Origin of the sequence: Domibacillus robiginosus (genome assembly GCF_000966195.1) — a bacterium.
GTDB lineage: Bacteria > Bacillota > Bacilli > Bacillales > Domibacillaceae > Domibacillus > Domibacillus robiginosus.
In genome coordinates, this window is sequence record NZ_LAHL01000038.1 from 53,169 (window position 1) to 65,234 (window position 12,066).

Sequence of the window (12,066 nt, forward strand, 5' to 3'; positions counted from 1 at the left end):
AATAAGAGCCTGATAGAACGGCAAAAAAGAAAGAACGTATATGTACTTGTTTTAAAGTAGATATAAAGCTTTTTAATGGTAAAATAAAAAAGAAAGAACGGTAAAAAACGTATATAGTTTTTAAACAGTTGGAGGAATAGTTCATGAAAAAAAAGTCGGTAAATGCGATGGAGGTTGCAAAATTAGCGAACGTTTCTCAATCCACCGTCTCACGTGTATTTACCCCAGGATCGAATGTTTCAGAAAAAACAAAAGAAAAAGTGATGGAAGCTGCTTCTTTCTTAGGCTACCGTCCTAATGCGCTTGCCAGAGGGTTAATCATGAATAAAACAAACATGGTAGGATTGGCGATGAGGGAAATTCAAAACCCTTTCTACCACGAAGTGCTGGGTAAATTCACAAAAGGACTGCGTGAAAAAGGCTATCACGTTTTATTTGTTTATACGGAAAATGATGAAATTCAGCAGGAAGAAATCACTCAATTTCTTGAATATAATGTAGAAGGCGTGATTGTGACCGATGCGCTTTTATCGTCTAATGTAGTAACACAGCTTCAGGAAAGCAATATCCCGGTTATTTTGTTTAATCGTTACAGCCATGAGCTATCCTGCCACTCTGTAAGCTGTGACAACTACTCGGCTGCCTGGCAGATTGCTGATTATTTGTATGAGCAGGGCTGCCGCCGACTGGCTTACATTACCGGACGAAAAAACACTTCCACCAGCCAGGACCGGCAGCGTGGATTTTGTGACTATTTACAAGCCAAAGGAGTTAAAGTAATAATTGAAGAAGGCAATTATACGTATGAAGGTGCCTACAAAGCTGCGTTAAATTTGCTGAAGCGAAACGAACGTCCGGAAGCGATTTTTGGGGCTAATGACATTACTGCACTGGGCGCATTGGATGCTGCGAAGTCTTTGCAGCTTTCTATCCCGGAAGATGTAACGGTTGTTGGTTTTGACAATATTGAGATGGCTGCCTGGCCGGCTAATTCGCTCACAACCTGGGAGCAGCCTGTCGATGAAATGGTTAAAATAACGATTGAAACACTAATAAATCAAATAAATAAAAAACAAGTAGATGCTAAACCAAAACTTGTTTCAGGAAAGTTAATTAAAAGGGATTCGACAAAAAAATCAAAGGTAGTTGACAAATGAAAACGTTTTATTTATTATCTTGAGTAGATAGTATTTTAAATTTCATGTCTCATTACTTTGCATACGTATGCAAAGTGATGAGACAGTTAAAAATGCATACGTATGCAATAGCGCTTTCAAAGTTGCATACGTATGCAAAACAATAGGAGGATTCATATGGCTATTTATTTGAAGCAAGGAAAAGCACAAGAAGAAATTGCCCAGAACGATGCACAAATCTCTGAGACGGTCAGTCAGACAATTAAAAAAATTGAGCAGGAAGGAGACGCTGCAGTAAGAGAGCTTTCCAACAAATTTGATAAATGGAATCCAGAGCAATTCCGTTTAACAGATGAACAGATTGAAGAAATCGTCAGCAGTGTACCTGAGCAGACGATTGAAGACATTAAATTTGCGCAAAGCAACGTAAAGCGGTTTGCAGAAGAGCAGCGCAAATCAATGGTGGATATTGAGGTAGAAACACTTCCTGGTGTTATTTTAGGTCATAAAAATATCCCGGTAAACAGCGTTGGCTGTTATATTCCTGGCGGGCGTTATCCAATGGTGGCATCAGCTCATATGAGCGTCCTTACCGCAAAAGTTGCTGGAGTTAAACGTGTTATCGCATGCACGCCTCCAATTGGCGGTGAAATCCCTGCGGCTACGGTTGCAGCGATGCACATGGCCGGTGCAGATGAAATTTACATCCTCGGCGGTATTCAAGCAATGGCTGCAATGGCTGTTGGAACAGAAACAATTGAGCCGGTCGATATGCTTGTTGGACCAGGAAATGCATTTGTAGCAGAAACAAAGCGTCAATTATACGGGCGCGTTGGCATTGATTTATTTGCAGGTCCAACCGAAACACTTGTTGTAGCGGATGAAACAGCAGACGCGGAAATGATTGCCACAGACCTTCTCGGCCAGGGTGAGCACGGTCCAACGTCTCCTGGTGCATTGATCACGACATCTCGTAAACTGGCTGAGGAAACGGTAGAAGAAATTGAGCGTCAGCTTCAAGTACTCCCTACTGCTGATGTAGCGCGTGTTTCCTGGGAAGACTATGGAGTTATCATTTTAGTGGAAGATGAACAGGAAGCATTGGTTGAAGCGGATAAGCTGGCGTTCGAGCACGTTGAGATTTTAACGAAGGATCCAGATTATTTCTTGAATAATATGACAAACTACGGATGCCTGTTCCTTGGTCCAGAAACAAACGTTGCTTATGGCGATAAAGTAATTGGCACCAATCACACGCTTCCGACAAAAGGAGCAGCACGCTATACTGGCGGCTTATGGGTCGGAAAATTCTTGAAAACATGTACGTATCAGCGTGTAACAGAGGAAGCAAGTGTTTATGTCGGTGAATATGCAGCTCGTTTGTGCCAGCTAGAGAATTTTGCGGGACACGCTGAGCAAGCACTTCTTCGTGTTCGCCGCTACGGAAAAAAATAAGCAGTAAACTTTGGGAAGAGTGGAGCCAATATAAATATTTAGTTGGCTCCTTTTCTCAATGAGAGGGAAAAGGAGAGTGTATGGAATGATCAGCATGATTGGACTACTTGGCGGGCTGGCACTATTAATCATATTAACAATGAAAGGAATGAACCTTTTAATTGCAGCACCTCTTTCGGCTTTATTTGTGGCTGTGTTGAATGGTCTCCCTTTGTTTCCGCAAATGGTAGCAGAAGGGGAAGTTAATTTCCTTTCAAATTATATGAATGGATTCACTGGTTTTATTGCGTCATGGTATATGATGTTTTTAATCGGTGCAATATTTGGAAAGCTAATGGAAGACAGCGGTGCTGCTGATAGTGTATCGAAGTGGATTGTCGATAAAATTGGCATGAAAAATGCGGTTCTGGCTATTGTTATTGCTTGTGCCATTTTAACGTATGGCGGCGTCAGTTTGTTTGTTGTAGCTTTTTCTGTTTATCCGATGGCAATCAGCTTGTTTAAAGAAGCAGATTTACCGAGAAGATTTATTCCAGCGGCGCTGGCTTTTGGTTCTACTACATTTACGATGACATCTGCCGGTTCACCGGAAATTCAAAACTGGATTCCAATTGAGTATTTACATACTTCACCGTATGCGGGATGGGAAGTCAGCTTAATCGTTGCTATTTTTATGATGGTGTTTGGCTATTGGTGGTTAAAGCGCATGATTATGAAAGCGGTTAAAAATGGGGAGCGGTTTGTGACAAGAGAAACAGACAACACGCAGATTCGTGAAAATTTGCCGAATCCGATAGTGAGTATGGTTCCGCTTTTAGTGGTTTTGGTCATCTCATTTGCTTTTCATAATTCCTTGGCACAATCAGCCCTTATTATTGCTCTTTTGGGTGGGGTTATTGCCACGTACTTGCTTCACCGTAAATATTTTGTGAACTTTTGGAATGCTGTATCAGAAGGTACGCTGGGCGCGTTGATTGCGATTGCTAATACATCGGCTGTTGTAGGATTTGGCGGTGTGGCAAAAGCAACCCCTGCTTTTGAAAGTGCGGTAAACACGATGACTAATATTCCAGGAAGTCCGCTTATCGGCGGTGCAGTGGCAGTTTGCGTGATCGCCGGCTTAACAGGCTCGGCTTCCGGAGGACAGTCGATTGCGCTTCCTCTTTTAGCACCGCATTATTTGGATATGGGAGTAAATCCTGAAGCGCTTCACCGGGTAGTGGCCATTTCTTCCGGCTCTCTTGATTCATTACCTCATGGCGGATACGTTGTTACAACCATCCGAGCCATCGCCGGCGAAACACATAAAGATGCATACCCGGCATTTGGAGCAATGACTGTGATTGTTCCGATAATTGGCGTTGTGATTGCGGTGGCTTTATTCTCGCTCGGTTTATAATTTGAAAAATGGAACGGCTGCACCTTTTTCCATGAAGAAAAGGAGAGAGCGTTTTGACATATTTCGATGAATTAAAAGGAAAAAAAGTTCTGGTTACCGGGGGCAGCAAAGGACTTGGAAGAGATGCAGCTATCGCCTTTGCCAATCTCGGTGCAGATATCATGATTACAGGAAGAAATACTTCAGATCTGGAAAAAACAGCAAAAGAATTAAAAGAAATTCATTCACGTTCTTTCTGGACTGCAGCGGATATGCAAAACGTTGACAGTGTACACAAGATGGTAGATGAGGCCTTTTCAGTGCTTGGCGGCCTTGATATTGTGATAAACAATGCAGGAGTCAATATCGCAAAGCCGGCTTTTGAAGTGACGGAAGCAGATTGGGATCAAGTCTTGGACACCAATTTAAAAGGAACCTTTTTTTGCGCGCAGCGTGCCGGCCAATATATGAAAAAGCAGGGCGGCGGCCGCGTTATCAACATCGTTTCCCAAATGGCTTTTGTCGGTTATATAAAACGAGCGGCATATTGTTCCAGCAAAGGAGGAGCTGTTCAGCTCACAAAAGCGCTGGCTGTTGAATGGGCACCGCACAATATTCTAGTAAATGCTGTGGCGCCGACGTTTGTTGAAACCGAGTTCACGAGGGCAATGTTTGAAGACAAGGAATTTTACAATGATGTATTAAGCCGTATCCCTTTAGGAAAATTAGCAGAAGTTTCGGATGTTACCGGTGCTATTTTATTTCTCGCATCCGATATGGCACGGTTTATAACAGGAGAAACAATCAAAGTAGACGGAGGCTGGACAGCAATATGAATACTTTTGATGAACGAATCGCCATCATTGGCGCCGGCACAATGGGGCACTCTATTGCTTTATCCGCCGCTATGGCTGGTTTTGAAGTAATGGTTTGGGGTGTAGACGAAAAAAATGTTGAAAATGGTAAAAAAGGTGTTTTAGAAAAAACGGCTGTTTTAATAGAAAATGATCTGATTCAAGAAGTCGACAAGGAGGCCATAACGGGACGGATCGAATTTACCGTATCGCTGCAGGAATGTGTGCGCTATGCTTCTTTCATTATTGAATGTATTCCGGAAAACCTCGGTATGAAGCAAAAGATGTTTCAGGATCTAGAGAGACTGTGCGGAGAAAATACAATTATTGCAAGCAACACATCTGGCCTCAGCCCAACAGATATTGCAGCTTACACCAATTATCCCGAAAAAACCCTGGTAACGCATTTTTGGAACCCGGGCCACTTGATCCCACTTGTAGAAGTAATTAAAGGCACACAGACAAGCGATGAAACAGCCGAACGGGCACTCCTTCTGCTTCATGCAATGAATAAAGAGCCTATTATTGTAAAAAAAGATATTCTTGGCTCGATCGGCAATCGCCTACAATATGCTCTTTTTAGAGAAGCGCAATTTATACTGGAGCAAGGAGCCGCCGACATGGAGGATATTGATAAGGCCGCTCAATATAGCATCGGCCGGCGTCTTGGGGTTACAGGTCCTTTTATGTCAGCAGACATGGGGGGATTGGATGTGTTCGACTCCATTTCTACTTATTTGTTCCCCGATTTAAGCAAAAGCGATAAATCTTTTCCAGCTATGCGGAATTTGGTGGATACCGGGCGCTATGGCCAGAAAAATGGAAGTGGCTTTTATGAATGGCCCGAAGAAATGTCCCAAGAAATGAACAAAAAAAGAGAGCAGGAGCTTATTGACTGGCTTAAAAAAGACAAGCTGTCAAAACAGTAAAAGGAAAAATGATTTTTCCTTTGAGCTCCCTTTTAAACTGTAGACAAAGTGGTCTGAGGCCACTTTGTCATTTTTGTATATTTAAGCAGGCTGTACAGAATCCCAACACGAGCTAGCCGGCTTTGTGGAAGTGAAATAAAGATCGCCTGTCATGCTTCTTTTAACAATTGTAAAAGCGTGCTCAATCGGTTCTTTGAATCTAGCGGAGCCTTGCTTTATTCTGCTAGCTTATCTGTAAAAGTTTTTTTATAAAGGAAAAGTCCGGCGGCTTGATAAGACGTGGCTGTAAACTATAACCAGCCCGTGACCTCACTACAGCGGCAGAATCGAATACTAAAGCTTAAATCTTCAAATTTTTCCTCGGGCCATTTTTCATCCCCGCCTTAAAACACTTCCTTTACTTTCTTTCATTTAATGGAAACCAGAAAAAGGTCAGTATTTTGTTATACAAGATAGCTAATGGAGAAATTGTCAAAAGTCCCCCGCCCATGTTTTTTGGGGAGTGCTAGCTTACTTTATTATGGGGCAGGCGATTCGGGAAGAATTTTCGATTAACATCTTTCAGTTAATAGGCTTTCCTGTTGTTTTAGCTGTCCGACTTGCGGCATATATTATTTTTTTAAAAAAGCGGGCAAAAAACAATATTCAGACCGGAAATGGTTTTTATTTGCGATTGTTACCCAGATGTCATTGACTGTACTGTTTGTGCTTGTTTTACTTGGAGGGAGTCTGCTGGAAGAACCGATACACAGAGAAGGCTTACCAGCTAATAATGTGATCTTGTTATTATGTACGCTAGCTTTTATCCTTATAGCGCTTTGGAGCAAAACATGGTTTAGTGTAGTAATTCCACTCGTTCTGTTCGGGCCGACATTTTTCTTCGAGCGAAGCAATGTAAGCGGGGAAGCCGTTTTGTACGACAGCGCGGCAATCACCATTATAGCTTGTTTGCTTATAGCGATCTGGCCGCTGTTCATAAAACAGAAAGACCAGCCGAAAAAATAAAATTGGCCGGTCTTTCTGTTTGAACCGGAGGGCGGATGCTGTTCATTCTTGTCAAATCATATTGACTTATCGGCCTAATTTATTAGATAATAATGTAAGCGCTTTAAAAAGAAGGGAGGCTGGCAGGGGGAAATGAAGCGGAAGCCGAAGTATTTTTACCGCATTTTTTTGCCATTTGTTGTTGTAGGAGTACTGGCTGTTATTCTGTTTAATGGGTTTGCTTATTTTTTTACAAAAGATTCGCTTGAAGAAAAAATAACGCTCGAAAAACAGGAAAATATCGTCCAGACAATGAATACGCTTGAGCAAAAATTACAAGCGGTTGATTATACGTTTAATTCCTACGTGTATGATCCTTCGTTTGACCGTATTATTCAACAGCCGCTGGCAGCCAGCCATTTTGATATTTATCAGCGAGTTGATAAACGTTTAAATTACATCTCAACCTTTGGTCCTAATCAAACAACCGCCGAGCTCATCAGCTTTGACGGCAATTGGACCATTAATCAGGCCGGTTTAAAACAATTGACTGATGCTCAGCAAAACCAGCTTTACCAGGATTATATGAAGCTGCCGAATGCCTCTACCTGGCTGAAAAAGGCGAATGAGCCGCATGAAATTCAACTTGTTAAAAAAGTGCCTCTCCATAAAGCAGAAAAATCCGGAGCGCTCGTTATTCATATTCCACTAGGTTCACTGACTGATTTGATTTATAAAGAGGATGAATCAAGTCCTATTTTCATTTATAACCAGGATGGACAGCTTGTATATGGAAGTGTCAATGAAAAAGAAGCGGGGATACGCACGCAGGATATCTCACCATTGATTAAAGCCGATCATTCCCAAATTGGCATTGTAAATGCTGAAGCTGACGAAAAAGCGTACAAGCTTGCTTATTCTAAATCCATGTACAACGGCTGGGTGTATGTAACGAAAATCGATGAAGCCGAGTTTATGGCAGCAATGAAGCCGACTGTAATCGGAACTGTTATGATGAGTGCATTGATGCTGGGATTAACCATTATGATTGCATACTTGAGCTCTGACTATTTTTCACGCCCCATTCGGGAGCTGCAAACCTTAATGCCGAAAACAAAAGGCGGAAGGTACCGGGATGAGTTTGAATTGATCGGCACGTCCATTCGGAATGTACTTCATCAAAATCAGTCACTGGAAAATATGGTCACAAGTCAATTAGAGCAATTAAAAACACTTTTTACGATTAACCTGCTTCATGGAAGAAAAACAGAGACTGAAATTCAAGAAGAGTTGGAGAAGTTTGGATATCCGCTGCAGTGGGCACACTTGTATGTGCTTGTCCTTCAAATTGACCACCTCGATTCAAAAAAATATACCAGCAAGGAAAAGGATGTATTAATGTTCGGAGTCAGCCAGGTTGTATCAGAAGAAATCAAGGAAACGGAACGGCTGGCTACGGCGATGATTGATTCTAAAACCCAGGCAGCCATTTTTATTAGCTACGAGGAAGATGAAAGCAAAAGTGCAGCTGTTGTCCAAGCTCATGTGGAAACGATTCAGCGCACTGTTAAAGAGCTGTTTAACGTATCGATCAGTATTGGCATCAGCAGGCCATTTCACCAGTTAAGCGAAAGTGAACAGGCACTCGATCAAGGAATAAATTCATTGAAATATCGCCTCAAAGTCGGCAAAGAAGCCATTGTTTTCCATGGGAAAATGTTCGAGCCGCCGGAAATTAAAACAAGTTATTTTCCAAAATTGTTGGAAAACCGGCTTTTTGACTCGATTAAAGTGGGCGAGAGTGAAAAAGCCAAAGAAGAGCTGGATCTTTTGCTTGCAGATTTGTTTAAGCGCAATCGTGGTGCATACGAATTGGAAATACACATGATGAGGTTTATTAATGATGTGATTGAACTGATGCAGCTTCTCGGTATGGATTCATTAATGGTCAAAGATCAAAAAACCTTATATAAAGCTGTATTTGAAATGGAAACGGCAGAAGAAATAGAATTGTTTATCAAAGAAAAAGTGATTTATCCCATGATTCAGCTTATGGAAGAAAGAGAAAGCTCCCAGTACAAGTCGATATCAGAAAGAATTATTCATGTTATTCAGCAGGAATACGATACAAAGTTAACACTTGAGGCGGTTGCCACAAAGCTTCATTATAATCCAAACTATTTAAGCGAGATTTTTAAAAAAGAGTTTGGACAGTCCTTTAGTGATTACTTGTCAAATTACCGATATACAATGGCGAAAGCATGGCTGAAAGAAACGGATATGCCGGTAAAAGAGATTGCAGAACGCCTTCAATACAATAATTCGCAAAACTTCATCCGGTTTTTTCGTAAGATGGAAGGGATCACGCCAGGGAAATATCGTGAACAAAACCGTTTTGGCCAGTTGTCTAGTAATAATGAATAAGTGTTGATAAAAGTAAGCCGGATTCGGGTCAGAATCCGGCTTACTTTTATGACTTCATAGGGTTGCCCAGCTGGACAAGCTGCTATGCTTTTACAGATCCGACAAAAGCTCCTTTGACAAAGTATTTTTGAAGGAATGGATAAACAATCAGCATCGGTACAGTGGCTACCGCTATAACCGCCATCTTCACTGTTTGTGCAGGAGGAACAATATCGACAGCGGTTGTATCTGCCTGCATGCCGCTGGAAACGATTACAATTTGGCGGAGTAAAATCTGGATCGGCCACTTGGCGGAATCATTTAAGTACAAAATTGCATTCATATATTCATTCCAGTAAGCAACAGCGTAAAACAGCGAGATCGTTGCAATTGATGGCATGGAAAGCGGTAAAATAATTTTCAAGAAAATCATAATATCGTTGTAGCCGTCAATTTTAGCCGATTCTTCCAGACTTTCAGGAATAGCTTGAAAAAAGTTTCTCATAATAATTAGATTAAAAGCGCTGATGGCTACAGGAAGAATGAGCGCCCAGTAAGAGTTAATTAAGCCAAGATTTTTTACGACTAAATAAGTCGGGATCATGCCGCCGCTGAAAAGCATTGTAAATACAACCATAAAGTTGAGTGTCCGTCGGCCGTATAAATATTTTCGGGATAACCCATAAGCCATCGTCGCGGTCAGAACCATACTGACAAGCGTACCCACCCCTGTTACGCCAATGGAAACAGCCAGGCTTTTAAAAATGGTTGGGGTTGAAAAAATAAATGTGTAAGCGTCCAATGAAAAAGTGGTAGGAAATAAAATAAAAGACTTTTCCATTACTTCATCTGTAGTGGCAAATGAACTGGCAATGACATTTAAAAACGGCAGCAGGCAGGCAAGTGAGATAATGGTAAGCAGTGTGTAGTTTACGACATTAAATAAACGGTTGCCTAATGAATGATCTTTCATAAAAAGAATCCCTCCTTGATAAAGTATGGCTATGCTGGTCTCCATTTACTGTAACAAGGAGCTGTTCAGTGCGTCTATAATCATTTTCCCCTGCCTGTAAAAAGTGAAAGAAAAAGTGAAGGTAACGGTGGATAATCATTTTTAACAGGAATAATCATCTTATCCGCATAAATTTGGAAAACGCTTTCAAATGGCGGTTTTAAAGGAGACAGGCCAGATGATTATAGACGTTATGGGGCTCTGGCCATTACGCTGATTGTGTAAACGAAAAACCTAAGAGGAGGGATTCGCATTGTGAGAGAAACAAATGCAGCAATGGATCCGATTGAGACAGCGGCATCCAAAAAAGAAATAAAGCAAATGGTAAGAAGAAAAAACATCGCCAGCTTAACAAGGAACAAATATCTCTATCTGATGATTTTACCAGGTCTCTTGTACTTTCTTATCTTTAAATATGTGCCAATGGCCGGGATCGTTATCGCCTTTCAAGACTATCAGCCTTTTCTTGGAATAATGGGAAGTGAATGGGCAGGGTTCAAACACTTTGAACGCCTTTTTACCGAGCCAACATTCTTTATGCTATTAAAAAATACACTTTTATTCTTCGCGTTAAACCTGTTTATCTTTTTTCCAATTCCGATTATTGTAGCATTAATGTTAAATGAGGTCCGAATCAAGGCATTTAAGGGAACCGTTCAAACTATTATTTATATCCCCCATTTTATGTCATGGGTTATTATCGTCTCAATCTTTTATGTATTCCTGACAGTGGATGGAGGAATTGTCAATGAATTAATCGCACGTATGGGCGGTGAAAAAATTGACTTCCTTACAAGTCCGGACTGGACAAGAACATTGTATATCTCACAAATTATTTGGAAAGAAATGGGCTGGTCCACGATTATTTATTTAGCAGCTGTTACAGCGGTGGATCCTCAATTATATGAAGCGGCTAAAATGGATGGGGCAAGCAGATTTCGCCAAATCTGGCACGTTACACTGCCGGCTATCCGCCCGGTTATTATCATTTTGTTGATTCTGAAAATTGGCCAGACGCTGGATTTAGGTTTTGAACATGTTTACTTGCTGTTAAATTCCTTAAACCGGGAAGTTGCAGAAATTTTCGATACGTATGTGTATACAGCGGGCTTGAAAAACGGCCAGCTAAGTTACAGTACAGCAGTTGGAGTATTTAAAGGACTTGTCGGATTAGTCCTGGTTATTGGAGCAAACAAGCTGGCTAAAAAGTTTGGGGAAGATGGACTTTATTAATTCCCTTGCCAACAAATGATAGCGCATTCAAAAGAGGTGGTTTACGTGGGTAAGACAGCAGAAAGAATGAATGGCTTTTGCTCTCTATTGCTTAAGCTAGTTTATGTGCATCTTTTATGGATCGTTTTTACATCAATGGGGCTGGTTCTTTTCGGGGCAGGCCCCGCGACAATGGCTATGTTCAGCGTGATGCGCCAGTGGATTCGAGGGAATGAGGACATCTCTACCTTTAAGGCATTTAAAAAAGCCTACCAACTTCATTTTAAAGAAGGCAATCAGATATTCTTTTTATATGGAATTACCGGTTGGATTTTGTACATTGATTTGCTTTATGTGCAGTCACCTTTTGTCAGAGCAGCAGTGATTGCAGCCGGGATTCTTTATCTTGCATCGATCCTTTATGCACCTTGCATTATGGTGCATTACGAAATGAAGTCGCTTTTTAAGAAAATAAAATATGCCGTTTTTCTTGGTGTAGCTTATTTTCAATACACACTTGTTTTATTAGTCATATTAGGGGTTATGGCCGGCCTGCTTATGTCAAATTCAGGATTCCTTTTCATCTTTGGTATGAGCCCAGCTGTTTACATCACCATGTGGATGGTGCACCAAGTATTCCAAAAAGCAGAGAAAGCACAATCAAGCCACGAAAGCCGTCTGGCAATCGATAAATAGGGGGATA

General features: G+C 41.3%; 10 protein-coding genes. 9 read left to right on the top strand and 1 reads right to left on the bottom strand.

Features of this window, described 5'->3' with window-relative positions:
- Window positions 1-143: 143 nt before the first annotated feature.
- The 7 genes from VP97_RS16800 to VP97_RS16830 all read left to right on the top strand — a co-directional run bounded on the left by VP97_RS16800 (window position 144) and on the right by VP97_RS16830 (window position 9,160).
- The gene (locus VP97_RS16800; RefSeq protein WP_050183231.1) at window positions 144-1,157 is read left to right on the top strand and encodes a LacI family DNA-binding transcriptional regulator; all 1,014 of its coding nucleotides are present in this window, start codon (window positions 144-146) and stop codon (window positions 1,155-1,157) included.
- Between the two features lie 156 nt (window positions 1,158-1,313).
- Entirely contained in the window at window positions 1,314-2,591 is a 1,278-nt protein-coding gene (gene hisD / locus VP97_RS16805; RefSeq protein ID WP_050183232.1) for a histidinol dehydrogenase, read from the top strand.
- Between the two features lie 85 nt (window positions 2,592-2,676).
- Window positions 2,677-3,990 (top strand): GntP family permease, encoded by a 1,314-nt coding sequence (locus VP97_RS16810; RefSeq protein WP_050183233.1) that lies wholly within the window; start codon window positions 2,677-2,679, stop codon window positions 3,988-3,990.
- A gap of 53 nt (window positions 3,991-4,043) precedes the next feature.
- Window positions 4,044-4,805, top strand: coding sequence for an SDR family NAD(P)-dependent oxidoreductase (locus VP97_RS16815; protein ID WP_050183234.1), 762 nt, complete (start codon window positions 4,044-4,046; stop codon window positions 4,803-4,805).
- On the top strand, window positions 4,802-5,752 hold the full coding sequence (locus VP97_RS16820; protein WP_050183235.1) for a 3-hydroxyacyl-CoA dehydrogenase family protein: 951 nt from the start codon (window positions 4,802-4,804) through the stop codon (window positions 5,750-5,752). Before VP97_RS16815 ends, VP97_RS16820 begins: the two co-directional genes overlap by 4 nt.
- 684 nt (window positions 5,753-6,436) lie before the next feature.
- On the top strand, window positions 6,437-6,757 hold the full coding sequence (locus VP97_RS16825; protein WP_050183236.1) for a hypothetical protein: 321 nt from the start codon (window positions 6,437-6,439) through the stop codon (window positions 6,755-6,757).
- A 132-nt stretch (window positions 6,758-6,889) separates the two neighbouring features.
- Window positions 6,890-9,160: a helix-turn-helix domain-containing protein gene (locus VP97_RS16830; RefSeq protein ID WP_050183237.1), complete on the top strand. Its 2,271-nt coding sequence runs from the start codon at window positions 6,890-6,892 to the stop codon at window positions 9,158-9,160.
- A gap of 82 nt (window positions 9,161-9,242) precedes the next feature.
- Here VP97_RS16830 and VP97_RS16835 read toward each other — a convergent pair whose 3' ends face one another.
- On the bottom strand, window positions 9,243-10,112 hold the full coding sequence (locus tag VP97_RS16835; protein WP_050183238.1) for a carbohydrate ABC transporter permease: 870 nt from the start codon (window positions 10,110-10,112) through the stop codon (window positions 9,243-9,245).
- A 360-nt stretch (window positions 10,113-10,472) separates the two neighbouring features.
- Here VP97_RS16835 and VP97_RS16840 point away from each other — a divergent pair, with 360 nt between their 5' ends.
- Window positions 10,473-11,384, top strand: coding sequence for an ABC transporter permease (locus VP97_RS16840; RefSeq protein ID WP_245629921.1), 912 nt, complete (start codon window positions 10,473-10,475; stop codon window positions 11,382-11,384).
- A gap of 45 nt (window positions 11,385-11,429) precedes the next feature.
- Window positions 11,430-12,059, top strand: a complete 630-nt coding sequence (locus VP97_RS16845; RefSeq protein WP_050183239.1) for a YesL family protein — start codon at window positions 11,430-11,432, stop codon at window positions 12,057-12,059.
- Window positions 12,060-12,066: the final 7 nt, after the last annotated feature.